This is a genomic window from Promicromonospora noduliphila (assembly GCF_056951025.1).
This window is the reverse complement of sequence record NZ_CM167806.1, coordinates 3,471,636-3,496,752: the sequence shown is the minus strand read 5'-3', so window position 1 is coordinate 3,496,752 and position 25,117 is coordinate 3,471,636. Positions and strand designations below refer to the sequence as shown.

General features: G+C 73.7%; 18 protein-coding genes. 14 read left to right on the top strand and 4 right to left on the bottom strand.

The window, feature by feature from the left end; translation table 11 throughout:
- Positions 1–118: 118 nt before the first annotated feature.
- The 3 genes from AC0QU1_RS15350 to AC0QU1_RS15340 are packed head-to-tail and all read right to left on the bottom strand — an operon-like array spanning position 119 to position 4,793.
- The gene (locus AC0QU1_RS15350) at positions 119–2,413 is read right to left on the bottom strand and encodes a transglutaminase TgpA family protein (protein ID WP_483570465.1); all 2,295 of its coding nucleotides are present in this window, start codon (positions 2,411–2,413) and stop codon (positions 119–121) included.
- Entirely contained in the window at positions 2,410–3,723 is a 1,314-nt protein-coding gene (locus tag AC0QU1_RS15345) for a DUF58 domain-containing protein (protein ID WP_483570463.1), read from the bottom strand. Before AC0QU1_RS15345 ends, AC0QU1_RS15350 begins: the two co-directional genes overlap by 4 nt.
- Positions 3,724–3,743: 20 nt before the next feature.
- Positions 3,744–4,793, bottom strand: a complete 1,050-nt coding sequence (locus AC0QU1_RS15340; protein WP_483570461.1) for an AAA family ATPase — start codon at positions 4,791–4,793, stop codon at positions 3,744–3,746.
- Positions 4,794–5,196: 403 nt separating this feature from the next.
- Between AC0QU1_RS15340 and mraZ the strand changes: the two genes are divergently transcribed.
- From mraZ to AC0QU1_RS15320, 4 genes are all read left to right on the top strand, one after another.
- Positions 5,197–5,667, top strand: a complete 471-nt coding sequence (gene mraZ / locus AC0QU1_RS15335) for a division/cell wall cluster transcriptional repressor MraZ (RefSeq protein ID WP_483570459.1) — start codon at positions 5,197–5,199, stop codon at positions 5,665–5,667.
- A gap of 232 nt (positions 5,668–5,899) precedes the next feature.
- Positions 5,900–6,943 (top strand): 16S rRNA (cytosine(1402)-N(4))-methyltransferase RsmH, encoded by a 1,044-nt coding sequence (gene rsmH, locus AC0QU1_RS15330; RefSeq protein WP_483570457.1) that lies wholly within the window; start codon positions 5,900–5,902, stop codon positions 6,941–6,943.
- Entirely contained in the window at positions 6,940–7,368 is a 429-nt protein-coding gene (ftsL, locus tag AC0QU1_RS15325; RefSeq protein ID WP_483570456.1) for a cell division protein FtsL, read from the top strand. The genes rsmH and ftsL overlap by 4 nt, the downstream gene beginning before the upstream one ends.
- Before the next feature lie 470 nt (positions 7,369–7,838).
- Positions 7,839–9,620 (top strand): peptidoglycan D,D-transpeptidase FtsI family protein, encoded by a 1,782-nt coding sequence (locus AC0QU1_RS15320; RefSeq protein ID WP_483570455.1) that lies wholly within the window; start codon positions 7,839–7,841, stop codon positions 9,618–9,620.
- Positions 9,621–9,632: 12 nt separating this feature from the next.
- Here AC0QU1_RS15320 and AC0QU1_RS15315 read toward each other — a convergent pair whose 3' ends face one another.
- Positions 9,633–10,280 carry a TetR/AcrR family transcriptional regulator gene (locus tag AC0QU1_RS15315; protein WP_483570454.1) on the bottom strand — a complete coding sequence of 216 codons (648 nt, stop codon included), beginning with the start codon at positions 10,278–10,280 and terminating at the stop codon, positions 9,633–9,635.
- An 89-nt stretch (positions 10,281–10,369) separates the two neighbouring features.
- On the opposite strand from AC0QU1_RS15315, the gene AC0QU1_RS15310 reads away from it, so the two are divergent.
- From AC0QU1_RS15310 to murD, 10 genes are all read left to right on the top strand, one after another.
- Positions 10,370–13,207, top strand: a complete 2,838-nt coding sequence (locus AC0QU1_RS15310) for a glycoside hydrolase family 3 C-terminal domain-containing protein (protein ID WP_483570453.1) — start codon at positions 10,370–10,372, stop codon at positions 13,205–13,207.
- A gap of 49 nt (positions 13,208–13,256) precedes the next feature.
- On the top strand, positions 13,257–14,930 hold the full coding sequence (locus AC0QU1_RS15305; RefSeq protein WP_483570452.1) for an ABC transporter substrate-binding protein: 1,674 nt from the start codon (positions 13,257–13,259) through the stop codon (positions 14,928–14,930).
- Entirely contained in the window at positions 14,930–16,033 is a 1,104-nt protein-coding gene (locus AC0QU1_RS15300; protein WP_483570450.1) for an ABC transporter ATP-binding protein, read from the top strand. The genes AC0QU1_RS15305 and AC0QU1_RS15300 overlap by 1 nt, the downstream gene beginning before the upstream one ends.
- Positions 16,030–17,013 (top strand): ABC transporter permease, encoded by a 984-nt coding sequence (locus tag AC0QU1_RS15295; RefSeq protein WP_483570449.1) that lies wholly within the window; start codon positions 16,030–16,032, stop codon positions 17,011–17,013. The genes AC0QU1_RS15300 and AC0QU1_RS15295 overlap by 4 nt, the downstream gene beginning before the upstream one ends.
- Complete coding sequence (locus AC0QU1_RS15290) at positions 17,010–17,927, top strand: ABC transporter permease (RefSeq protein ID WP_483570447.1); 918 nt, start codon at positions 17,010–17,012, stop codon at positions 17,925–17,927. The genes AC0QU1_RS15295 and AC0QU1_RS15290 overlap by 4 nt, the downstream gene beginning before the upstream one ends.
- On the top strand, positions 17,924–19,003 hold the full coding sequence (locus AC0QU1_RS15285) for an ABC transporter ATP-binding protein (RefSeq protein WP_483570446.1): 1,080 nt from the start codon (positions 17,924–17,926) through the stop codon (positions 19,001–19,003). Before AC0QU1_RS15290 ends, AC0QU1_RS15285 begins: the two co-directional genes overlap by 4 nt.
- A 232-nt stretch (positions 19,004–19,235) precedes the next feature.
- Positions 19,236–20,903: a UDP-N-acetylmuramoyl-L-alanyl-D-glutamate--2,6-diaminopimelate ligase gene (locus AC0QU1_RS15280; RefSeq protein WP_483570445.1), complete on the top strand. Its 1,668-nt coding sequence runs from the start codon at positions 19,236–19,238 to the stop codon at positions 20,901–20,903.
- The gene (locus AC0QU1_RS15275) at positions 20,900–22,498 is read left to right on the top strand and encodes a UDP-N-acetylmuramoyl-tripeptide--D-alanyl-D-alanine ligase (protein WP_483570444.1); all 1,599 of its coding nucleotides are present in this window, start codon (positions 20,900–20,902) and stop codon (positions 22,496–22,498) included. Before AC0QU1_RS15280 ends, AC0QU1_RS15275 begins: the two co-directional genes overlap by 4 nt.
- Entirely contained in the window at positions 22,495–23,577 is a 1,083-nt protein-coding gene (gene mraY / locus AC0QU1_RS15270) for a phospho-N-acetylmuramoyl-pentapeptide-transferase (protein WP_483570443.1), read from the top strand. Before AC0QU1_RS15275 ends, mraY begins: the two co-directional genes overlap by 4 nt.
- On the top strand, positions 23,562–25,064 hold the full coding sequence (murD, locus tag AC0QU1_RS15265) for a UDP-N-acetylmuramoyl-L-alanine--D-glutamate ligase (RefSeq protein WP_483570442.1): 1,503 nt from the start codon (positions 23,562–23,564) through the stop codon (positions 25,062–25,064). Before mraY ends, murD begins: the two co-directional genes overlap by 16 nt.
- Positions 25,065–25,117: the final 53 nt, after the last annotated feature.

Sequence of the window (25,117 nt, the reverse complement as noted above, 5' to 3'; positions counted from 1 at the left end):
CCAGCCCCGACACCGAGGCGGTCAGGCCGCGCACCTGCCGAAGTGCGCCGTGTGTACGCGCCGCAGCGATCGGGCCCTTCGCGCCCGCCGAAGCCGCCTTGCGCTCCCGACGGAACGGTCAGGCCTTGCGCGACAGCACCGCGGTCAGCTCGGCGGTCACCGTGGTGGTGAGCTCCTCCAGCTCGGCGACCGTCGGCGGCGTCGACACGCGGGCGTACCGTTCGTCCTCCGCGGCGTCGGCCAGGGCGGTGAGGCGCTCGGCGAGATCGTCGGACAGGGGTGTGCCGGTGCGGCTGCGCACCTCGTCCGCGATGACCGCCGGGGCGCGGCGCAGGGTCACGGACGGGGCGAGCTGCACGTCCTGCTCGGCGAGCAGCGCGAGGACACGGGTCCACGCGCGTTCGGGGTCGAGCACCTCGGCCTCGGCGCGGCGGCGCAGCAGCAGCCAGGCGGCTCCGCCGAGCACGGCGAGGGCGACGACCACCGCGACCACCCAGGCCCAGCCGGGCAGGGTCCGGTCGGACACCTCGCCGGCGGACGACGCCTCGGCGGTCTCGGCCGGATCGGTCTGCTCGGCCCGGGTCGGCTGCTGCGTCGGCACCTCGGGGGCCCGGGTCGGCGTGGGCGACGCGGTGGGCGCGCTGGCGGTGCCCGGGTTCGCGTACGAGGGCAGCGGGCCGGTCTGGACCTGCGGCGTCGGCTCGAACCGGACCCACCCGACGGACGGGAAGTAGATCTCGGGCCAGGCGTGCGAGTCCTGGCCGGTGACCCGGAAGCCGCCGTTGCCGTCGGGCCGGCCGGGCAGCCAGCCCACGCCGATCCGGGCGGGGATGTCGAGGCTGCGGGCCATGACCATCATCGAGAGGGCGTACTGCGTGCAGTACCCCTCCTTGTTCTGCAGGAAGTCCCAGACGGTGTCGGACGAGCCCCGGTAGTCGGCGTCCGGGTTGTACACGAACCCGTCGCCCGACCGCAGGTGGTTCTGCAGGGCGACGGCGGCGTCGAACCGGGTGGGCGCGTCGCCGGCCACCTCCTGGGCGTAGGCGGCGATCTCGTCCCGGTGCTCGGTCTCCGGCACCTCGGTGTAGCCGGCCGACCGCGGGTCCCCGGACGTGGGGGCGGCGCGCAGCAGCTCGGGGGTGAGCCGGCGGTCGATGATCTCGACGGAGTACGGCGCCCCGGTCTGGGTGCCCGCGCTGCTGCGCACCTCGTCGCGGAGCGCGTCGTAGGCCCACTCGCCGTCGCCGTAGACGTCGACGGAGCGGGGCTCGAGCGGCAGCGGCAGCTCGGCACCGTTGAGCTGTCCGATCCGCAGGTCCATCCGGCGGCCCTCGCCGACCGCCCCCTCGCCGGGGGGCGCAAGGATCGTGGTCGCGTCGAACTCCGCCAGTCCGCCGTCCGGCACCGCCCGGTGGGTCTGGACGCCGTCGAACGCGGTGAGGGTCATGACGCGCAGGGGGCCGCTCGGGTCGCCGTCGGCCATGGTGTACGTGAGGACGGTGCTGGCGGAGCGCGCGCTCAGGGGCTGGCGCATGTCGAGCTCGGAGGACAGCTCGACGGTGTCGGACGGCGTGGAGATGAGCTGGCTCCAGGACCCGGCCAGCGCGGGCAGCGCGGCCATGCCGGTCGCGACGCCGAGCGACGCGGTGGCCACGGCGACGGACGTCAGAGCCGTGATCCCGGACCGGAACCGCTGGGCGCGGCGGACCGCCGCGGAGTCGGACTCGCTGTGCCGGCCCGGCGTCACGCCCACGGGGTCGACGGTGAGCAGCAGGAGCATCGCCGTGACGCTGATGACGAAGACCGGCCACTGCACCTCGCCCACGAGCGTGAGCGGCGGTGTCCACAGGAGCAGCAGCGGTACACCGGCGAAGCCGGGCATCCGGGCGCCCGCGAGCGAGTCCACGACGAGCAGCACCAGCAGCGTGCCGCCCACGGCGACCATGCTGATGGCCGCCCCGGGACCCACGGGCGCGACCTGCGTGCTCATGGTCTCGGTGGCCTGGCGGAACCGTTCGAGGACCTGTTCGAGGGAGTCCGGCCCCACGAACGGCTCGAACCGCTGGCCGGGCCCGCCGTACTGGGCCAGGACGAACCAGAAGGCGACAAGGAGGCCGGCGGCCGTCGCGACGAACGAGGCGGTGCCCGCCGCACGGTCGGCGGCCCGGTCGGCGCTCGCGCCCTGACCCGCGGCGCGGCGGGTGGCCGCGCGGTCGACCGCGCTGCGCAGCAGCAGGTACCGCACGACGCACGAGGTGGCCGACACCAGGAGGACGCCCCACGTGCCGGTCGCCAGCCAGGGCCCCGGGTCGATGACCTGGGTGAGCGCGTACATGGACGCGATGACGGCGATGGCGACGAGGACGCTCGACGCGACGGTGCGGACCAGCGGTCCGCGGTGGGCGGGGATCACGGCGCACGCTCCGCGAGCAGGGACCAGGCGCGCTCCGGGTCGGTGCGGGCCTCGGACACGCTGACGTGCCAGCCGGACTCGCGCAGCTCGGCGGCCGTCTGGTCCAGCTCGTGCTGGAACCCGGCGCCCCGCGGGGCGACCAGGAGCGCCCAGCACGTGCCCTCGGTGCTCAGCGCGGCGAGGTCGTGGCGCGCCTCGGGCCCCTGCGGGCCCAGCACCGCCACGACGACCTCACCAGGGGTCCTGGCGAGCCGGAGCGCACGCGCGGTGGTGCTCGTCGCGTGCTGCCCCTCCGTGGCGCCGCGGTGCCCGCGGATGTCCACGCAGGCGTCGAGCAGGGCGGGGCGGCTGGCCCGCGTGATCGCGAACCGCACGCTCTCGACGCTCGGGGCGACGCTCGTGGGCACCAGCCGCGCCGGGTGGCCCGCGTCGAGGAACGAGGTGGCGATGGAGGCCGCGAGCTCGACCGCCCACTCGCCGTCGTCGACCGCAGCGGGGCGGCGCGGGCTGCCGGACTCCTGCCAGTGGGGCAGCAGCGAGCGGTCGAGCACGACGGTCACGGGGCGCACGCCGGCGCTCTCGTCGGCCCGGACCATGAGCTGGCCCCGCCGGGCAGCGCTCGCCCAGTGCACGCGGCGCGGGTCGTCGCCCGCGACGTACTCGCGCAGCACGGAGTCGTCGGTGGACTGGAGGCGCGCACCTGTGGCGGAGTGGTCGACGTCGCCCACTGAGCGGTTGCGCACGGCGAGCTCTACCGTGCGCGGCCACACGGGCACGTGGGTCGCGCTGCCGAGGGGCTGGGTGGCGCGGACCAGGCCGAACACGTCGGTCCGGGTGGTCAGCAGCGGGCCGAGCGACCACCGGCCGCGGCGCGTCGGGGTGAGCGAGTAGTGCACGGAGATCCGGTCCGCGCGGGCCGAGACCCGGGCCCGGATCCCCTGGTGCCCAGCGAGCTCGTGCGCCGCCTGCTCGGACAGGCGCAGCCGGGACAGCCGCTCGTAGGCCGCGCCCGTGGCCTGGTGCGCGGCGACCAGGAGGCTCACGTCCGCCGTCCGGTCGCGTACCACGGGGTTGGGGGCGACGGCACGGGTCACGTGCAGGGCGCCGCGCCCGGACTCGAGCCGCTGGGTGCCGATGACCACCCAGGCCACCGCCACGGCGATTAGGGCGGCCGCGCCGAGCCCGACGAGGTCGGGCAGGGCCAGCACCAGCCCGAGGGGGATCAGCACGCCGCCCACGCAGGCGGCCCCGATGCCACGAGGGGTCAGCCGGACCCGGCTGATCCGTGCGAGCGTGTCACGCCACCTCATGCGCCTGCCGCTCCGGTCGCTCAGAACGGACGCCGGTCGGCGGGCTCGAGGGCCGGCACCGGCGTGCGCTGCACGATCTCGTCCACGAGCGTCTCCGGCGTGACGCCGCTCAGCCGGGCCTCTGTGGTCAGGATGAGGCGGTGGGCCAGCACGGGGCGCGCGAGCCGCTGGATGTCGTCGGGCAGCACGTGGTCGCGGCCCGCCATGGCCGCCATCGCCTTGGCGGCCCGCAGGAGCTGGAGCGACGCGCGGGGCGAGGCGCCGAGCCGCAGGCCCGGGTGCTCGCGCGTGGCGGCGACCAGCCCCACCACGTACCGCTTGACCGACGGCGACGCGTACAGCGACCGCACGAGCTGCGCGAACCGCACCATCGAGTGCCCGTCGGTGACGGCCTGCAGGTGCGCCAGCGGCGTGCTGGCCTCCTGCCGGTCGAGCATGAGCATCTCGGCCTCTGTGTCGGGGTAGCCGACGGTGATGCGGGCCATGAACCGGTCCCGCTGCGCCTCGGGCAGCGGGTAGGTGCCCTCCATCTCCACCGGGTTCTGCGTGGCGACCACGAGGAACGGCCGGGGAAGCTGGTGGGTGGTGCCGTCGACGGTCGCCTGGCCCTCCTCCATGCACTCCAGCAGGGCGGACTGCGTCTTGGGGGAGGCGCGGTTGATCTCGTCGCCGATCACGATGTTGCTGAACACCGGACCTGGCCGGAACTCGAACTCGTGGCTGCCGGTGCGGAAGATGTTGACGCCGGTGAGGTCGCTCGGCAGGAGGTCGGGCGTGAACTGGATACGGCCCACGTGACAGTCGATGCTGCGGGCGACCGCCTTGGCCAGCGTCGTCTTGCCGACCCCGGGGACGTCCTCGACGAGCAGGTGACCCTCGGCCAGCAGGACGGCGAGCGTGATGTCGGCCAGCCCCGGCCGGCCCGTCACGACGGACTCGACGGCTCCGCGGACGCGCGCCATGGTCTCCACCAGCTCGTCGAGTGCGCCTGGTCCTGGCGCCGCCTGCGGGGCCGCCCCGCCGCCGAGACGAGGTTCCGCGAGGCCGGGCGTGGCGGGTTCCGTGTGCACAGGGGGAGACCTCCATCAGGGCCGGGTGACCAGGCCGAGTTCTGTCGCGTGGACGCGTCGATCGTAAGCCGGGGCGGCTGACGCTCGCCCGGTTGGTCCAGCGTAGTAGAGATGTAAAGCACCCTGTTGTGTGCATCACGTGGTCTTCACAGATCCGAGAACTTCTTTCGCCCCACCGGATCGGTGTGCTGCCGGGCCGGGGGAGGGCGTGGCATGTAGGCGCACGCTGCGGACTACTCCGACATTCCACGCCACGCCGGACACGAATTCCCTCCACCTCGTCTTTACCTCTTTGACCTGCGCATTGATGCCCGCTGGGTAGTTCTCCCCGTGGTTTTTCCGAGTGTGGTGGTGGAAAGTGGAGTAGCGTGGAGTGTGCGGGAGCGAGAGGAGGTGCCGGCCCATGACTGCGATGGCGGAAGGTTTCGCGGGTCTGGGCCTGCTTCTCGGCACGTACACCCCGAAGCTCGACGAGAAGGGACGCCTGATCCTTCCCGCCAAGTTCCGGGGCCGGCTGGCCAGCGGTCTGGTGATGACCAAAGGCCAGGAGCGGTGCCTCTTCCTTCTCCCGATGGACGAGTTTCAGCAGATCTACACGCAGATCCGGCAGGCGCCGGTGACGAGCAAGGCAGCACGGGACTACACGCGAAACTTCCTGGCGGGAGCGAGCGACGAAGTACCGGACAAGCAGGGCCGGGTCTCCATCCCGACACACCTGCGCGAGTACGCCGGCCTGGACCGCGAGGTGGTCGTGATCGGGGTCGGCACCCGCGTGGAGGTGTGGGACGCGCAGGCCTGGGCCACCTACCAGGAACAGACGGAGCCCGACTACATCGACCAGGCCGAGGAGATCATCCCGGGTCTGAGCTTCTAGACCGACGAGCTTCTAGACAGACGAGCAGGACCGGCGAGCAGGTGGCCGTACGGCCAGGCCTCCTCCCGCAGGATCCGACGGACTTCCCCGCCGCCGGAACCATGCGGAGGGAGACCTGGCCGGACGACCCCGCCCGGCGGAGCAGGCTGGCCCCGGCGGGCCGCGCAGTACCGGGTGGTGCACCCGGTACCAGGCAGGACCAGCAGGGCACGACGCAGGAAGGGAGGCACCGATGAACGCGACCGACAACCGTCCTGACACCAGCAGCGACGCCGCCGACCGCCACCTGCCGGTGCTGCTCCAGCGCTGCGTCGACCTGCTCGCCCCCGCGCTCGCCGAGCCCGGCTCGGTCCTGGTGGACTGCACGCTCGGCATGGGCGGCCACACCGAGGCCGTCCTGGAGCAGGTGCCGACGGCCCGGGTGATCGGCATCGACAGGGACCCGCAGGCGCTCGCCCTCGCGGGCGCCCGCCTGACCCGGTTCGGCGACCGGTTCACGCCGGTGCACGCGGTGTACGACGAGATCACCGAGGTGGTCGACGCGCACGCCGGCGGCGCCGTGCAGGGCGTGCTCATGGACCTCGGGGTGTCCTCGCTGCAGCTCGACGAGGCCGAGCGCGGCTTCGCCTACGCGCAGGACGCGCCGCTCGACATGCGCATGGACTCCACGCAGGGGCTGACGGCGGCCGCCGTGCTCAACACGTACGACGAGCGCGACCTCGCGCGGATCCTGCGGGAGTACGGCGAGGAGCGGTTCGCGGCCAAGATCGCGCGTGCCGTCGTCCGGCGTCGGGCCGAGCGGGCGTGGGACCGCAGCGGCGAGCTGGTCGACCTGCTGCGCGCGACCATCCCCGCCGCGACCCGCAAGACGGGCGGCCACCCGGCCAAGCGCACGTTCCAGGCGCTCCGGATCGAGGTGAACGGCGAGCTCGAGGTGCTGGAGCGCGCCGTGCCCGCCGCGATCGAGGCGCTCGCGGTGGGCGGCCGGATCGTCGTGGAGTCGTACCAGTCGCTGGAGGACCGGATCGTCAAGCGCGCGATAGCGCAGGGCACGACGTCGTCCGCGCCGCCGGGCCTGCCCGTCGAGCCGGAGACCCACCGGCCCTACCTCGAGGCGCTCACCCGGGGCGCCGAGGAGGCCGACGCCGCCGAGCTGGAGCGCAACCCGCGCTCGGCGTCGGTGCGGCTGCGTGCCGCACGGCGCCTGCGTCCAACGCCCGAGCACCTGTTGAACCGCACCACCCCGCACCACACAGCGAAGGAGGACCGCCGATGAGTGCCACCACCGCCGCGACGGCCCGCGCCGTCCGTCCGGTCGAGCAGCCCCGCCCCCGCAGGGCACCGCTGACCGCCATCCCGGGGGGTGCCGCCCAGCGCGGCCGCCGCCTGGACGTCGTCCGCGCGCCGCTGCACGCCAAGAGCCGCGTGCCCTTCCTCGTGCTGTGCGCCACCCTGATGATCGGCTCCCTCGTGGCGGTGCTGGTGCTGAACACCACGCTCGCCCGGGGTTCCTACGAGATGTCGCAGCTCCAGGGGGAGGTCGCCCAGACCGCCCAGGACGTGCAGGGTCTCCAGGAGGACCTGAGCGCTGCCCAGACCGAGCTGCCGGACAAGGCCCGCAGCCTCGGCATGGTGCCGGCGGAGAACCCGACCATGGTGAGCATCCGCACCGGCAAGGTGGTGAAGGGGACGGACCAGTGACCCGGCCGACGTCGGATTCGGGCCGGCAGCGCACCCCGTCGGGGCGCGCTGCCGGCTCCCGTTCCGCGCAAGCGTCCGCGCAACCGCGTGACGCCCAGCCCACGCGGGCCCAGCCTGCGCGGGGTCGGGGAAAGACCGAGCCCACGCGGGACCGGGGAAAGGCTCAGCCCGCGCAGGGCCGGGGCAGGTCCCAGCCCGCGCGGGGCCAGGGCAGGCCCGAGAGGGCGGGGACGTCGCAGCGCAAGCAGGGCGGCACCCCGCCCCTGGCGCAGCCTCGGTCGGGCGGGAGCCCGTCGAGGAACGGCCGGCAGACGAAGGCTCAGGCGAACAAGACTCAGGCGAACAAGGCCCAGCCGAACAAGACACAACCGAAGAAGGCCCAGCCCCGCGCGACCAGCACGCGGCTGGGCCTTCAGGCACCCGACGGCGTCCGGAAGGCCGCCGCGCAGCCGCGTCCGGCCCGGTCCAGGGTGGCCCGGCCGCTGCCGCCGCGGCCGGGCCGCCCGGAGGTGCGCCAGCGCTGGCTGGTCGGCCTCGCGGCCGTCGTCGTGCTCGTGTTCCTGGTGCGGCTGGTCCACGTGCAGCTCATCGAGGGGCCGAGCCTCGCGGCGAAGGCCGAGGCGGCGCGCACGGCCACCGCCGTGACACCGGCGCACCGGGGCGACATCACGGACACCAACGGGGTGGTGCTCGCCACCTCGGTGGACCGGTACACGGTGGTGGCCGACCCGGTGGCGATCGAGGACTTCCGCGGCACGGGGCGCGTGGACGCCGACGGCAGGCGGGTGGAGGACGGCGCGCTGGGCATCGCCCAGCTCCTCGCGCCGATCCTCGACGTGCCCAAGAACGAGCTCGCGGCCAAGCTCGTGGGCGAGTCGCGCTACCGGGTGCTCGCCAAGAATGTGGTGCCGCAGGTGCAGCGCGCCATCGCCGACCTGGAGATCCGGGCGTACATCCGGACCGACCTCACCTCGCGGCGCACCTACCCGTCGGGCACGGTAGCGGGCTCGCTCGTGGGGTTCGTGGACGACCAGCAGACCGGGCAGGGCGGCATCGAGGCGGCGTACGACGACCTGCTGGCGGGCACAGCGGGCTCGGACACCTACGAGCGCAGCCTCGACGGCCTGCGCATCCCGGCCGCGGGCCAGGAGTCGGTGCCGGCGGTCCCGGGCGACGACGTCCAGCTCACCCTGGTGCACGACGTCCAGTGGAAGTCGCAGGACGCGATCGACGAGGCGGTGCGCACGTCGGGTGCGGAGTACGGCATGGCGATCGTGCAGGACGTGCGCACGGGCGAGATCGTCGCGCTCGCCGACTCGGGCGCCGTCGACCCCAACGACCGGTCGACGGCGGCCGTCGCCGGCGGGTCGCGCGCGGTGAAGACCGTCTTCGACCCGGGCTCCACGGGCAAGGTGATCACCATGGCCGCGGCGCTCGAGGGCGGGTACTGGACCCCGAACAGCCGGTTCGTCGTGCCGGACACCTTCACGACGCCGAACGGGCAGACGTTCCACGACTCGCACGACCACCCGGTGCAGCACCTCACGCTGACCGGCGTGCTGGCGCACTCGTCGAACACGGGCACGGTGCAGGTCGGGGAGAAGATCCCGGTGCAGACCCGCCAGGAGTACCTGCAGAAGTTCGGGTTCGGGCAGCCGACGGGCCTCGGCCTGCCGGGCGAGTCGGTGGGCATCATGCCGCCGGACGACGTGGCGGACTGGGACGGCCGCACGCAGTACACGGTGCTGTTCGGCCAGGGCCTCTCGGTCAACGCCATGCAGGCCACCAGCGTGTTCTCGACGGTGGCGAACGGCGGCGTGCGGATGACCCCCACGCTCTTCGAGGGCTCGACCAGCCCGGACGGCACCACCACTCCGGCCGAGCGCCAGTCCGGCGAGCGGGTGATCTCGGCGCGGACCGCCGACACGCTCGTGGAGATGATGGAGACCGTCACGGAGGAGGGCGGTACGGGCGTCAACGCCACGGTGCCGGGCTACCGGGTGGCGGGCAAGACCGGTACCGCGCAGATGCCCGCGGGCAACGGGTGGACGTACATGGCGTCGTTCATCGGCGTCGCGCCGGCCGACGACCCCCGGTACACCGTCGCGATCTTCCTCAAGAGCCCGAGCAGCTCGATCTTCGGCGGCGACGTCGCCGCCCCGGTGTTCAGCGACGTCATGGGGTTCACGCTGCAGAAGATGGACGTGCCGCCGAGCGAGAGCGCCGGCCGCCGCCTGGCGACCGAGTGGTGAGGCCCGCGCCGGTCAGTGGTCCGTGATCCGCACGGTGCTGCCCAGCGTGGCCGTCAGGATGGACTCGATGGCGAACCCGGTGGCCGAGGCGAGGTCGACCGCCTTCGGGTCGAGCAGCCACTGGAGCTGCAGGCCGTCCATGACGGCGATCACCGCGGCCGCGGCCCGCTCCGGCTCGCCCTCCGGCAGGGTGACGGCGCGCTCGGCGGCCAGCTCGCGCACCGCCTGCGAGATCTCGCCGCGCAGCACCGTGAACCGCTCCGCCACCCAGGTGGAGGCCGGGTGGCCGTCGGTCACCGACTCGCCGGTGAGCACCGCGTAGGCCTGCACGATGCCGCGCCGCTGGGCGTTCAGGCGCGCGGTGGTGACCAGGTGGCGGAACAGGTCGATGCCGCCGGGGATGTGCTTGCCCTCGAGGTGCTGCACGTCCACGCGGTCGCGGTACTCCAGCACCTCCCACAGCAGCTTGTCCTTGCTGCCGAAGTGGTGCAGCACCCCGGCGTGCGTGATGCCCACCTGGGCCGCGACGTCCACGAGCGAGCCCTGGTGGTAGCCCTTCGACCCGAACACGCGCGTGGCCGCCGCGAGGATCTCCTCCCGCCGCTGGGCGCGGGTGGGGCGCTTGGCCTTCGGGGCTACCTGCTCGGTCGTATCTGACATGCCCTTACGATACGGGTGAACGGGCTTACTTACCAGTAAGTAAGTGTGGTTGAATGCGGGCAGCCGTCCGACGCTGAACGGAGAACCACTTGTCATCGCAGACCATCACGACGGAGCCGGAGCTGCTCCGCCTCCTCGACGAGCTCACCGCCGAGGAGAAGGTGTCGCTCGTCGTGGGCGCCTCCATGTGGGCGACCACGGCCGTGCCGCGCCTCGGGCTCGAGCCGGTGGTGATGTCCGACGGCCCCGTGGGCGTGCGCGGCCCGGACGGCGGGACGTCGGCGATGTTCCCCGCGCCGTCCGCGCTGGCCGCCACGTGGGACCTGGACCTGGCGGCGCGTTCGGGGGCGCTGTTCGCGGCGGAGGCCCGGCGGCACGGCGTCGACGTCGTGCTGGCCCCGCAGGTGAACCTGCAGCGCACGCCGGTGGGCGGCCGGCACTTCGAGTGCTACTCCGAGGACCCGCACCTGACCGCAGAGATCGCGGTGGCGCTCGTGGGCGCCGCCCAGGAGCGGGGCGTCGGGATGTGCGTCAAGCACTACGTCGCCAACGACTCCGAGACCGAGCGCACGCGGTACCGCGCCCGCCTCGACGAGCGCACGCTGCGCGAGGCCTACCTGGCGCCGTTCGAGCGCCTGGTGCGCGAGGTCGGCCCCTGGTCGGTCATGGGCGCCTACAACGGCGCCGACGTCGGCGGCGTGTCCGCCCCGCTCCTGGAGCACCGGCCGCTGGTGGTCGACCTGCTCAAGGGGGAGTGGGGCTACGACGGCCTGTTCGTCAGCGACTGGGTGGCCACGCAGTCGGTGGCACCCGCCGTCCGCGGCGGCCTCGACCTGCAGATGCCCGGACCCGACGGCGCGTGGGGCGACGGCCTGCTCGACGCCGTCCGCTCGGGCGAGGTCGCGGAGGAGGAGCTGGACGACAAGGTGCTGCGCCTGCTGCGGCTCGCCCGCCGCACGGGCCGGCTCACGCCGCCCGGCGACGACGGGGCGCAGGGCCTCGCCGCGGGCGGAACCGGGGCCACGGGCGGCGCCGGGGTCACCAACGGCGCTGGCGTCACCAACGGCGCTGGCGTCACCAACGGCGTCGGCGCCACCAACCGCACCGGGACCAACCGCGCCGGCGTCACCAGTGGCGCGGGACGCACCAACGGCGCCGCAGGCCCGAACGGCGCGCCCGCGACGGTCGCGCCCACGACGGAACGGGACCCGGCGACCACGCCCGAGGCCTCGGCCCGGTTCCTGCGCGAGCTCGCCGCCCGCTCCGTCGTCGTGCTGAAGGACGACGCCGGCCTGGTGCCGCTCGTGCCCGATGCGGCGCCGCCGCTGCACGTCGCGCTGCTCGGGCCCGCCGCGGTCGAGCCGTTCTTCCAGGGCGGGGGCTCGTCGTTCGTGCACCCCGACCGCCTCACCTACCCCGCGGACGAGCTGCGCGCCGCGCTGCCGGAGGGGTCGCGGGTCACGCTGCTCGCCGGCGCCCGCGCCCTGCACAACCCGCCCGAGCTGGACGTCGACCGGTGCACCGACCCCGTCACCGGCGAGCCCGGCCTGCGGGTCACCTACCTGGCCGCCGACGGCTCCACGCTGGACGAGTACACGGCCCGGGAGTGGACCGGCTGGCTGCAGGACGTGCGGCCCGACGCCGACGCCGTCCGCCTGCGGGCGCGCGTGCGGCTGGAGGAGCCCGGCACGCACGAGCTGGGCGTCGGCACCGTCGGCATCCACCGGGTGAGCATCGACGGCGCGGAGGTCGCCAAGGGCAGCACGCGCGTGCACGAGGACATCGTGCTGTCCTCCGGGCACAACCACCCGATCGCTGCGCTCGCCCCGGCGAGCGGCACCGCCGTCGTCGACGCGACGCTCCAGGTGGTGCATGCCGTGGGCTACGGGCACTTCGTGCGCGGGGCCCTGGTGCACCGGCTGCCCGGCCCGTCGGCGCAGGACGAGCTGACCCGCGCGGTCGAGGCCGCTGCGGCCGCCGACGTCGCCGTGGTGCTGGTCGGCACGACGGCGGAGGTCGAGTCCGAGGGGTACGACCGGCCCGACCTGGACCTGCCCGGCAACCAGGACGAGCTCGTGCGCCGTGTCGCGGCGGCCAACCCGCGTACCGTCGTCGTCGTCAACGCGGGGGCGCCCGTGCTGCTGCCCTGGCTGCAGGACGTGCCCACCGTGCTGTGGGGCTGGCTGCCCGGCCAGGAGGCGGGCACGGCGCTCGCCGACGTGCTGACCGGCGTCACCGAGCCGTCCGGGCGCCTGCCCTGGACCCTGCCCGCCCGTCTCGAAGACGTGCCGGTGCCGCACGCGCGGCCGGTGGACGGCGTCGTCGACTACGCGGAGGGGACCGACGTCGGCTACCGGGCCTGGGAGCGGCGGCTGGCCGTCGCCGCGGACGCCGCCGCCCCTGACGCCGCCGCCCCTGACGCCGCCGCCCCTGACGCCGCCCCTGACGGCGTTGCCCCGGATGCCGCCGCGCCGGACGCTTCGGCGCCCGTCGCCCCCGTGCCCGCCGCACCCTTCGGGCACGGCCTGGGCTGGACCACCTGGGAGTACGAGGACGCCGTCCTCGCCAGGGGCGAGGCGCACGACGCGCCGTCGACCCTCACCGTGTACGCGACCGTCCGGAACACCGGCCCCCGCGCGGGGCGCGAGGTGGTCCAGGTCTACGTCGAGGCGCCGGACGGCGGCCCGAGCCGGCCCGTGCGCTGGCTGGGCGGCTTCGCGGTGGCGGACGTGCCCGCCATGGGCAGCGCGACGGTCCGCGTCCCCGTCTCCACCCGGGCGCTGCAGGTCTGGGACCCGCAGGCCAAGGGGTGGACCACGCCGCCGGGCACCTACCGGCTGCGTACCGGCAGGTCCGTGGCGGACCTGCGACTGACCAACGAGCTGACAGTCCGGCCAGGGGACGACCTGGGTGCCGGAACCGAGTGATCACATCCATCCGTCCCGCGCCAGCGGGAGGAGTGCAAGGAGGCACAACGTGAGGATTCACAAGCACGTCGCCGCTGCCGCGGCCGCTGCGACGATCGCGCTGCTGGCCACGGCCTGCAGCGGCGGTGGTGGTGGCACGACCACTACCGAGGCGGGCGGCGGGGAGACCCTGACCGTCGGCATGCCGAACGGCGTCCAGACCGAGAACCACAGCCCGTTCGCCACCGGCTCGTCCGCGCTCTCGCTCGGCTACGCGTTCACGATCTACGAGCCGCTGATGATGCGCAACCAGGCCCGGCCCTCGGAGGAGCCGGAGCCCTGGCTCGCCGAGAGCGTCGAGTGGAACGAGGACTTCACGGAGGCGGTCATCACGCCACGCGAGGGCGTCACCTGGTCGGACGGCGAGGAGTTCACGGCCGACGACGTCGCGTTCTCGATCCAGCTCCGCAAGGACTTCGACGCCCTCAACGCCGCGGCCCTGCCCTACGACACCATCGAGACCGACGGCAGCACCGTCACCGTGACGTTCACCGCCGGGCAGTTCGTGAACCAGTCCAAGCTGTACGACCTGGTCATGGTGCCGGAGCACATCTGGGCCGACGTCGAGGACCCGACCACCGACACGAACCTGAACCCGGTGGGCACCGGCCCGTACACGCTGGAGTCGTGGACGCCGCAGGCCGCCACGGTCGTGGCCCGCGACGACTACTGGGGCGGCGAGCCGGCCGTGCCCGAGATCCGGTACTCGTCGTACAACGACAACAACGCCCTGACCACCGCCCTGACCACGGGTGAGGCGCAGTGGGGCTGGACCTTCATCGCCGACTTCGAGAACGTCTACATCGCCCAGGACCCCGAGCACTACCACCAGTACGCGGCGGGCGGCCTCGGCATCGACGTGCTCTACCTGAACAACGAGACCAAGCCGTTCGACGACCGGGCGTTCCGGCAGGCGCTCAACATGGTGATCGACCGCCAGGAGCTCGTCGACGTCGCCACCTCCGGCGTCAACCCGCCGCTGACCAGCGTCACCGGCCTGCCGCTGCCCGCCGGCGAGGAGTTCCTCTCGGACCAGTACGCGGGCCAGGAGTTCGAGGTCGACGTCGAGGGCGCTCGCGCCCTGCTGGAGGACGCCGGGTACACCTGGGAGGGCGAGACCCTCATGGACCCCGACGGCGAGGAGGTCACCTTCGAGCTGGTCAACCCGGCCGGCTGGAACGACTACCTGACCGCGCTCGACCTCATCAAGAACGCGGCCGCCGAGCTCGGCGCCACCGCCACCGTCAACCCCGTCAACCAGGACGGCTGGTTCGCCGACATCATCCCCGGCGGCGACTTCCAGGCCACCCTGCACTGGACCGACGGCGGCGCGACCCCCTGGGACATGTACGCCGACATCATGGACGGCGCCCAGTACAAGGAGCTCGGCGAGCCGGCCACCTGGAACTTCGGCCGGTTCCAGAACGACGACGCCACGCAGGCGCTCGCCGACTACGCCGCCGCGCCCGACGACGCCACCCGCACCGCGGCGATGGAGACGATCCAGCGGGTGTTCGTCGAGGAGGTGCCGGGCATCGCCATCTGGACCCGCCCGGCCACCGCGCAGTACTCCACGCTGAACTACGTGGGCTGGCCGTCCGAGGAGGACCCGTACAACCAGCCGCAGCCCACGGGCGTGCAGGCCGCGCAGATCCTGATGAACCTCGAGCCAGCGGACGGCTGATGAGCACGAGCACACCGGTGCTGGCCGCGCGCGGCCTCACCAAGCACTTCCGAGCGGGCGGGCGTCGTCTCAGCGGCCGCCCGCCCGCCCGGGCGATCCACGCGGTGGACGGCGTGGACCTCGAGCTCCACCGCGGCCAGGTGCTGGCCGTGGTGGGGGAGTCGGGGTCCGGCAAGTCCACCGTCGCCCGGCTGCTGGCCCGGCTCATCCCGCTCACGGGCGGGCAGGTGCTGCTGGACGGACACGACAGCATCGTGCACGGCCGGCGCGCGTTCCGTGCGTACGTGCGCCGCGTGCAGATGATCTTCCAGGACCCGTTCGCGTCGCTGAACCCCGTGTACCCTGTGCGGTACACGCTGACCAGGGCGCTGCGGCTGCACCGGAAGCAGTCCACGGGCGGCAGGCTGCGGGGCGCGGAGCTGGAGGCGGCCCTGACCGAGCTGCTGGAGCGCGTGCACCTCACGCCCGCCGCGCGGTACGTCGACAAGTACCCGCACGAGCTGTCCGGCGGGCAGCGGCAGCGCATCGCCATCGCGCGGGCGCTCGCCGCGCAGCCCGAGGTGCTGCTCGCGGACGAGCCCGTCTCGATGCTCGACGTGTCGATCCGGCTCGGCATCCTCAACCTCCTGGCGGACCTGCGCGACCGGCTCGGCATCGCCGTCCTGTACATCACGCACGACATCGCCTCGGCGCGGTACTTCGCCGACCGGACCACGGTGCTGTACGCGGGGCAGGTCATGGAGACCGGCGACAGCGAGTCCGTGACGCAGGAGCCGCTGCACCCGTACACGCGCCTGCTCGTGGCCTCGGCGCCCGACCCGGACGACCTCGCGGGCGCCGGCGCCGCGGCCGCGCGGGAGCAGGGGACCGGCGGCGAGCCGCCGAGCCTCGTGGACCCGCCGCCCGGGTGCCGGTTCGCCCCGCGCTGCCCGTACGCCAGCGACCTGTGCCGGCGCGAGACGCCGGAGCTGTTCGAGGTGGCGCCCGGGCGGTCGGCGGCGTGCTGGGGGTACAGCGAGCGTGCCGACCGGCCGTCGGTCCCGGCCGGGGGCACGTCGTCCGGCGTCGGACCGGGTGCGCCGGACGGGGAGGTGGCCGCATGAGGTTCCTGCTGCGCAGGGTCGCGTTCTACGCGCTGACGGCGTGGGCCGCCATCACCATCAACTTCTTCATCCCGCGCATGCTGCCCGGCGACCCCGTGACGGCCCTGCTGGGCCGGATGCAGGGCCGCATCGACAGCAACGCCGAGCACTCGCTGCGGGTGCTGTTCGGGCTGGACCAGGACACGAGCCTGTGGCAGCAGTACGTCGACTACTGGGGCCTGCTCTTCCGGGGCGACCTGGGCCTGTCGTTCACGCACTTCCCGACGCCCGTGTCCGAGATCGTGAACCAGTCGCTGCCGTGGACGGTGGGGCTGGTCGGCGTCGCCACGGTCATCGCGTTCGTGATCGGCTCGCTCATCGGCACGTTCCTCGGCTGGCGCCGCGGGACGTGGGCGGACGGGCTGCTGCCCGTGGCGACGTTCTTCCAGGCCGTGCCCTACTTCTGGCTCGGCCTGATCACCATCGCGGTGCTGTCGGTGGGCCTGGGCTGGTTCCCGTCCAGCGGCAGCTACGACCGCGGCCTGGTGCCCGCGTTCACCGGCGAGTTCATCGGCTCGGTGGTCTACTACGGGTTCCTGCCCGCCCTCACGGTGGTGCTGTCGTCCGTGGCGGGCTGGGTGCTCGGGATGCGCAACATGATGGTGACGGTCTCCTCGGAGGACTACGTCACCGTCGCGCACGCCAAGGGCCTGCCGGAGCGCGACGTCATGCTCGGGTACGCGGCCCGGAACGCCGTGCTACCCCAGGTCTCCAGCTTCGCCCTGTCCCTCGGGTTCGTGGTGGGCGGCACGCTGATCATGGAGATGGTCTTCTCCTACCAGGGCATCGGGTACACGCTCTACCAGGCGGTCTCGACCCACGACTACCCGCTGATGCAGGGCTGCTTCCTGGTCATCACCCTGTCCGTCCTGGTGGCGAACATGGTGGCCGACCTCGCCTACGCCCTGCTCGACCCCCGCACCCGGACGGAGGACCGATGAACAACCGGCTGCTGTTCCTGCGCAACGGCAAGGTGCTCACGGGCCTGGCCATCCTCGGCTTCTTCACGCTGCTCGCGCTGCTCGGCCCGTGGATCTCGCCGTACGACCCCAACCAGGTGAGCGACGCGCTGCTCAGCCCGCCGTCCGCCGCGCACTGGCTGGGCACCGACCACACGGGGCGCGACATCCTGTCCCAGCTCGTGGTGGGCACGCGCGGCGTGCTCGTGGTCGGCCTGGTCGCGGGCGTGAGCGCCACCGTCGTCGGCGTGCTGATCGGCGTGACGGCCGGATTCGTCGGCGGCGTGGGCGACGAGTCGCTGTCCGCGCTGTCGAACATGTTCCTGGTCATCCCGCAGCTCCCGCTGATCATCCTGATCGCCACGCAGCTCCCGTCCGCGGGCGGGCTCACCGTCGCGCTGGTCATCGGCGCCACCGGCTGGGCCTGGGGCGCGCGCGTGATGCGCGCCCAGACGCTGTCGCTGCGCAAGCGCGACTTCGTGGAGGCGGCCCGGGCCAACGGGGAGCGCACGTGGCGGCTCGTGCTCGCGGAGGTGCTGCCCAACCTGACGGCGGTCATCGCCTCCGGGTTCGTGGGCACCGTGACGTTCGCGGTGCTGTCCCAGGTCACCCTGTCGTTCATCGGCATCACGCCGGTCAGCGAGTGGAACTGGGGCACCATCCTGTTCTGGGCGCAGAACAACCTCGCGCTGCAGCGCGGCGCGTGGTGGTGGTTCGTGCCGGCCGGGGCGTGCATCGCGCTGCTCGGCATGGCGCTGACCCTGGTCAACTTCGGTATCGACGAGATAGTCAACCCCCGCCTGCGGTCCACCGGCCTGCACGCGCGGTCGCTGCGCCGCCGGGGCATCCGGCCGCGCGTCGGGTTCACCCCGGTGGTACGGGAGGCACGGACATGAGCACCCAGACCGGCACGGCGACGTCGGCGGCCGCGCCCCGGACACCGGCCGACCCGGTCCTCGACATCCGGAACCTGAGCGTCGACTACGGGTTCGGCGACGACCCGACGCACGTGCTGCGCGAGGTCTCGCTCACGCTGCGCCGCGGTGAGGTGCTGGGCCTGGCCGGGGAGTCGGGCTGCGGCAAGTCGACGCTGGCCTACGCGGCGACGCGGCTGCTCGCGCCGCCCGGCCTCATCACGGGCGGCGAGGTGTGGCTCACGGGCCGCGACGGGCAGCGGGCGGACCTGCTGGCCCTGTCCGACGCCGACCTGCGCGCGACCCGCTGGCGCGACATCGCCATCGTGTTCCAGGGCGCCATGAGCTCGCTCAACCCGGTGTACCGGGTCGAGCGGCAGCTCGTTGACGGCATCCTGGCGCACCGGCCGGGGATGCGGCGCGCGGAGGCCCGTGAGCGGGCCGCGGAGCTGCTGCGGCTGGTCGGCATCTCGGCCGACCGGCTGCGGTCCTACCCGCACCAGCTCTCCGGGGGCATGCGGCAGCGCGTCATGATCGCCATGGCGCTCGCCCTGGAGCCGCAGGTGCTCATCATGGACGAGCCGACCACGGCGCTCGACGTCGTGATGCAGCGCCAGATCCTGGAGCAGGTGATGGAGCTGCGCGAGCGGCTGGGCTTCTCCGTGGTGCTCATCACGCACGACGTGTCCCTGCTGGTCGAGGTCGCCGACCGGATAGCCGTCATGTACGCCGGGGAGATCGTGGAGACGGCGTCGGCCCGGGACGTGTACACCCACCCGCGGCACCCGTACTCGGCGGGGCTGCTCGGGTCGTTCCCCCCGCTGCACGGCCCGCGGCGGGAGCTCACCGGGATCCCCGGCGCGCCGCCGGACCTGTCTCAGCGTGCCCCGGGGTGTCCGTTCGCGCCGCGGTGCCCGCACGTCATGGATGTCTGCCGCACCGAGCTGCCGGTGCTGGGGCGGACGGCGCAGGCCGAGGAGGGGCGGCTCGTGGCGTGCCACCTGCACACCTCCGCGGCGGCGGCCGGCGCGAAGCTGCCGGACCTGGTGGGGCGGTAGAGCGAGCTCCGGGGCGGGCCGCCGGGGTCGGGCGGACTGGCGGGTGAACAATCCTCTCGGGCGCCTGTTGCGGTGAGTAGACAACGTCTACTCACCGCAACACACACTCGCGAGGCAAAGCGCCCTCGCTCCGCACCGCAACACACTCGCGTCCGGAGTCTCTCCCAAACCCACCACGCCAGACCCACAGACGAGGCCGGACCCACCCCTGCGAGACGGTAGGTTCTTCTCCGTGACATCCCCGTTCGACCGGATCCGTCCGGCGGCCACCGCAGCGCGCCAGGTCTCGGACCTCGCCGTCGCGTTCGGCCTCACCATCGCCCCAGGTCATCCCGCGGAGGCTGCGGTCACCTGCGTGGCCTCGGACAACCGGGTGGCGCGGGAGGGGGACCTGTTCGTGGCCCTGCCCGGCGCCCGCGCGCACGGCGCGCAGTTCGCCGCCGACGCCGTCGCGCGCGGGGCGTCCGCGATCCTCACCGACGCGCGCGGGGCCGAGGTGGCGGGCGACACCGCGGTGCCCGTCCTCGTGGCCGACGATCCCCGCGCGATCCTCGGCCAGGTCGCCGCCTGGGTGCTGGGCAACCCAGCCGACGACCTGATGACCTTCGGTGTCACCGGCACCAACGGGAAGACCACCACCACCTACCAGCTCGACCACCTGCTGCGGGCGCTGGGCTGGAAGGGCGGCCTGGTCGGCACCGTCGAGACGCGCTCGGGCGACCGCGTGCTCCCGAGCGTCCTGACCACGCCGGAGGCCGCCGACCTCCAGGCGCTGCTCGCCGCCATGCGCGAGGACGACGTGCGCACCCTCGCCATGGAGGTCTCCTCGCACGCCCTGGCGCAGCACCGCGTGGACGGCATCGTGTTCGGCGTGGCCGGGTTCACCAACCTGACCCAGGACCACCTCGACTTCCACGGCGACTTCGAGTCCTACTTCGCCACCAAGGCCGACCTGTTCACGCCCGCCCGCGCGCGCCGCGGCGTCGTCACGGTCGACGACGCCTGGGGCGAGCGCATGGCGGCCGAGGCCCAGATCCCGGTCGCGACCCTCACCACGCTCGCGGGCAGGGACGCGGACTGGACGGTGACCGACGTCGCGCCGTCCGGCACCGGCTCCGCCTTCACCCTGACCCACCGCGACGGGCGCACGCTGCGGACCACGACGTCCCTGCCGGGCGGCTACAACGTGGCCAACGCGGCGCTCGCCGTGGCCATGGTGCTGGAGGGCGGCTCGGACATCCGCGACGTGACCGAGGCGCTCGCGGCGGCCGACGGCCTGAGCGCCGTCGTCCCCGGCCGCATGGAGGTGCTCGCCACCGCCCCGCGCGTGGTGGTGGACTTCGCGCACAACACGGAGGCGCTGGAGCTGGCCATGGCTGCTCTGCGCCCGACGACGGCCGGCCGCCTCGCCGTGGTGTTCGGCGCGACGGGCGACCGCGACCCCGGCAAGCGGCCGTTCATGGGCGCCGCCGCCGTGCGCGGCGCCGACGTCGTCTACGTGACCGACGACGACCCCCACGACGAGGACCCGGCGAAGGTACGCGCGGAGGTGCTCGCGGGCACCGGCCTTGTCGGCACCCCTGGCCCCGGTGGCGCCAGCTCTGGCGGCGCGCCGGGCGGCGCAGAGGCGGCCGACGGCGGCGGCTCGCGTACGGTGGGGGTCCACGAGGTGGCCCCGCGCGCGGACGCCATCCGCGCGGCGATCCTCGCGGCCGGCCCGGACGACACCGTGCTGGTGGCGGGTCGCGGGCACGAGACGATCCAGGAGATCGCCGGGGTGGACCACGTGCTCGACGACCGCGTCGAGGCGCGCGCCGCCCTCGCGGACCGGCACGCCGGGCAGAGCACGACGCAGGACCCCACGCACGACTCCACCCAGGAGAGGACGACACAGGCATGATCGAGCTGACTGCGGCGCAGGTCGCCGCAGCCACCGGCGGGCGGCTGCACGCCGACCCGGATGCGCGGGTCACGGGGGCGGTGATCGTCGACTCGCGGCAGGCGGGTCCTGGCGCGCTGTTCGTGGCGCTGCCGGGCGAGCGGGTGGACGGGCACGACTTCGCGGCCGCCGCCGTCCGGGCGGGCGCCGCGCTGGTGCTGGCGACCCGTGAGCTCGACGGCCTGCCCACCGTCGTGGTGGACGACACCCAGGCGGCCCTGGGCGAGCTCGCGCGGCACGTCCTGGCGACGGTCCGCGGCGGGGCCGGCTCCGGCGGGGCCGGCGCTGCGGGCGGCGGCGCGTCCGGCGACCTGCAGATCGTCGCCGTGACCGGCTCGGTCGGCAAGACCACCACGAAGGACCTGCTCGGCCAGCTCCTCACCCCCGAGACCCGAGCTGGTTCCGCGGCTTTGCGGGGCTCGCAAGCTCACTCCTCAGGCGCGGGCGGCGACCACGCGATCATCGTCCCGAAGGGCTCGTTCAACAACGAGATCGGCCTGCCGCTCACAGTCCTGCGGGTCACCGCCGCGACGCGCTACCTGGTGCTGGAGATGGGCGCGGACCGGGTGGGCAACATCGCCTACCTCACCCGCATCGCGCCGCCCGACGTCGGCATCGTGCTCGCGGTCGGCGTCGCGCACGTCGAGTTCTTCGGCAGCGTCGAGGCGATCGCCAAGACCAAGGCCGAGATGGTCTCCGGCGTCGTGGACGGCGGCTCGGTGGTGCTCAACGCCGACGACCCGCGCGTGGCGGCCATGGCGGGCCAGGCGGCTCCCGGCACCACGGTGCGGACCTTCGGCACCATCCCGTCCGCCGACGTCCGCGCCGAGGACGTCTCCGTCGACGGCGCCGGCCGGGCGAGCTTCACGCTCCGCGTCGCGGGCACCACCGCAGCCGACGACGGCGCGGACCGTCGGGCCGGCGCCGACGCGGCGGGTCCGACCGGCGCCAGCGGCGAGGAGCGCGCGCAGGTCGCCCTCCAGCTCGTCGGGCCGCACCACGTGAGCAACGCCCTGGCGGCCGCGACGGCGGCGCTGCGCCTCGGGGTGTCCCTGCCCGACGTCGCGGCGCGGCTCTCGGCCGCCACGCCCCGCAGCCCGCACCGGATGGCCGTCACCGAGCGGCCCGACGGCGTCACCGTCGTCGACGACGCGTACAACGCGAACCCTGACTCGATGAAGGCAGCCCTGCGCACGCTCGCGGTGCTGGCCGGCCGGACCCGCCGGTCGGTCGCCGTGCTCGGCGAGATGCGCGAGCTCGGCGACCGCGCGCGGGCCGCGCACGACGAGATCGGCCGCCTCGCGGTACGGCTCAACATCAAGCAGCTCGTCGTGGTGGGCCAGGGCGCCTACCACATTCACGAGGGCGCCATGCAGGAGGGGTCCTGGGGGTCGGAGTCGGTCTTCGTGCCCGACCTGGACGCCGCCAAGGCCCTGCTCGACGAGTCGCTGGAGCCCGGCGACGTCGTGCTCGTGAAGTCGTCGCTCCTCTCCGGGCTGTGGGAGCTCGGGGACCACCTGTCGCTGGTCGATACCGCTAAGGACAACAACAAGTGATCGCGATCCTGGTCAGCGCCGCCGTGGCGCTGCTAGTGGCCCTCCTGGGCACACCGGTCTTCATCCGGTTCCTTGTCCACAAGAACTACGGACAGTTCGTCCGCCAGGACGGCCCCACCGGGCACTTCACCAAGCGCGGTACGCCCCAGATGGGCGGCGTCGTCATCATCGGAGCGACCATGGTCGGCGTCGCGGCCTCCATGCTCGTGTCGCAGCGGCTGCCGAGCGTGTCGGCGCTGCTCGCGCTCTACCTCATGGCGGGCCTCGGCCTGGTCGGCTTCCTCGACGACTTCACCAAGATCCGCAAGCAGCGCTCGCTCGGCCTGACCCCGCGCGCCAAGCTGATCGGCCAGGGCTTCGTCGGCATCTCGTTCGCGGTGCTCGCGCTGCAGTTCCCGAACGGGAACTCCCGCACCCCGGCGTCGACCAAGATCTCGTTCCTGCGCGACACCGACCTCGACCTGGCGTTCTTCGGCGCCACCGTGGGCCTGATCCTCTTCGTGATCTGGGCCAACCTGCTGGTGGCCGCCTGGTCCAACGCGGTCAACCTGACCGACGGCCTGGACGGCCTGGCCACCGGCGTCTCCATCATCACGTTCGGTGCGTACGTGCTGGTCAGCATCTGGCAGCTCAACCAGTCGTGCCAGTTCCTCGCCACGGCCGGACCACGCTGCTACGAGGTACGCGACCCGCAGGACCTCGCCATCGTCGCCGCCGCCGTCACCGGCGCCTGCGTCGGCTTCCTGTGGTGGAACGCCAACCCCGCCAAGATCTTCATGGGCGACACGGGCTCGCTCGCCCTCGGCGGCGCGCTGGCCGGCCTGTCCATCCTGTCCCGCACCGAGATCCTCGCCGCGATCATCGGCGGCCTGTTCGTCATCATCGTGCTGTCCGACGTGATCCAGATCGGCTTCTTCAAGATGACCCGCAGGCGCGTGTTCAAGATGGCGCCGCTGCACCACCACTTCGAGCTCTCGGGCTGGGGCGAGGTCACCATCGTGATCCGGTTCTGGCTCATCGCCGGCCTGTTCGCCGGCATCGGCATGGGCATCTTCTACGCCGAATGGGTGGTCTCGTGACCGAGGCGCCCGGCCCCGGCCCGCTCGGCGACGCGCACGGCGTGGTCGAGCCGGGCGTTCCCCTGGCCGAGGCCCGCGTCGTCCTCGCCGGCCTCGGCGTGACCGGACGGTCGCTCCAGCGCGTGCTGGCGCCGCGCGTCGCGTCCCTGGTCACGGTCGACGACAAGGCCGACGACGCCGACCACGGCGGGCTCGACGCCGACGGCGCCGCCGCCGTGCTGGCCCGGGCCGACCTGCTCGTGGCCTCGCCGGGCTTCGCGCCGCACCACCCCCTCGTCGCGGCGGCGCTCGCGGCGGGCGTGCCCGTGTGGAGTGAGGTCGAGCTCGCGTGGCGCCTGCGGGTCGACCGCCTCGGCGCCGACGGACCCGCCCCGTGGCTCGGCATCACCGGGTCCAACGGCAAGACGACCACCGTCGAGATGCTGGTGGCGATCCTGCGCGCGGCGGGCCTGCGCACCGCGGCCGTCGGGAACGTCGGCCGGTCCCTGGTCGAGGCGGCCCTCGACCCGGCGCTCGACGTCGTGGCGGTGGAGCTGTCCAGCTTCCAGCTCCACTTCACCCACACGATGTCGCTGCAGGCGGGCGCGGTCCTCAACGTCTCGGCCGACCACCTCGACTGGCACGGCTCGATCGAGGCGTACGCGCGCGACAAGGGCCGGATCTACGAGCGGGTCCAGGTGGCGTGCGTCTACAACGTCGCGGACCCGAGGACCGAGGAGCTGGTGCGCGAGGCCGACGTCGTCGAGGGCGCACGCGCCGTCGGCTTCGTGGTCGGCACCCCGAGCCCCGGCGACCTGGGCCTGGTCGACGACGTCCTGGTGGACCGCGCCTTCCACGCGGCCCCCGACGACCCCGACCGCCGCAAGAGCGCGGCGGAGCTCGGCACCCTGGCCGACCTGAAGCAGCTCGGCGACCACGCCGGCGTCGTGCCGACGCACATCGTGGCGGACGCCCTCGCCGCCGCCGCCCTCGCCCGCGCGCACGGCGTGCCCGCGGCCGCCGTCCGCGACGGCCTGCGGTCCTTCGGCCCCAGCGACCACCGCATCCAGCGCATCGCGGAGGCCGACGGCGTCACGTACGTCAACGACTCCAAGGCGACGAACGCCCACTCCGCCGCTGCCTCGCTGGCCGGCTTCGCCCACGGCACCGTGGTGTGGATAGCGGGCGGCCTGCCCAAGGGCGCCACGTTCGACGAGCTCGTGTCGTCCCGCGCGGACCGTATGCGTGCCGCGGTCGTGATCGGGGCCGATCCGAAGCCGCTGGCCGACACGCTCGCCCGACACGCGCCGCAGATCCCGGTTGTGGTGATCGATCCCGGCGACACTGGGACGGTGATGCGCCGGGCGGTCGAGGCGGCACGGGACCTGGCTCAGCCGGGGGACACCGTGCTGCTGGCACCGGCGGGCGCGTCGCAGGACCAGTTCGTCTCGTACGCCCACCGCGGCGACGAGTTCGTGCACGTGGTGCGCGAGCTCACCGAGCGATAGCACCACCGAGCGGTACCGGCCCGGCGCAGCAGCGGCCCGGCACCGTCCGCCGG

Coding starts and splice junctions, on each gene's coding strand:
- AC0QU1_RS15345 (WP_483570463.1), bottom strand. CDS start 3,723: ATGAGGTGGCGTGACACGCTCGCACGGATCAGCCGGGTCCGGCTGACC.
- mraZ (WP_483570459.1), top strand. CDS start 5,197: ATGACTGCGATGGCGGAAGGTTTCGCGGGTCTGGGCCTGCTTCTCGGC.
- AC0QU1_RS15275 (WP_483570444.1), top strand. CDS start 20,900: ATGATCGAGCTGACTGCGGCGCAGGTCGCCGCAGCCACCGGCGGGCGG.
- AC0QU1_RS15300 (WP_483570450.1), top strand. CDS start 14,930: ATGAGCACGAGCACACCGGTGCTGGCCGCGCGCGGCCTCACCAAGCAC.
- ftsL (WP_483570456.1), top strand. CDS start 6,940: ATGAGTGCCACCACCGCCGCGACGGCCCGCGCCGTCCGTCCGGTCGAG.
- AC0QU1_RS15295 (WP_483570449.1), top strand. CDS start 16,030: ATGAGGTTCCTGCTGCGCAGGGTCGCGTTCTACGCGCTGACGGCGTGG.
- murD (WP_483570442.1), top strand. CDS start 23,562: ATGGGTGGTCTCGTGACCGAGGCGCCCGGCCCCGGCCCGCTCGGCGAC.
- AC0QU1_RS15290 (WP_483570447.1), top strand. CDS start 17,010: ATGAACAACCGGCTGCTGTTCCTGCGCAACGGCAAGGTGCTCACGGGC.
- AC0QU1_RS15315 (WP_483570454.1), bottom strand. CDS start 10,280: ATGTCAGATACGACCGAGCAGGTAGCCCCGAAGGCCAAGCGCCCCACC.
- AC0QU1_RS15285 (WP_483570446.1), top strand. CDS start 17,924: ATGAGCACCCAGACCGGCACGGCGACGTCGGCGGCCGCGCCCCGGACA.
- rsmH (WP_483570457.1), top strand. CDS start 5,900: ATGAACGCGACCGACAACCGTCCTGACACCAGCAGCGACGCCGCCGAC.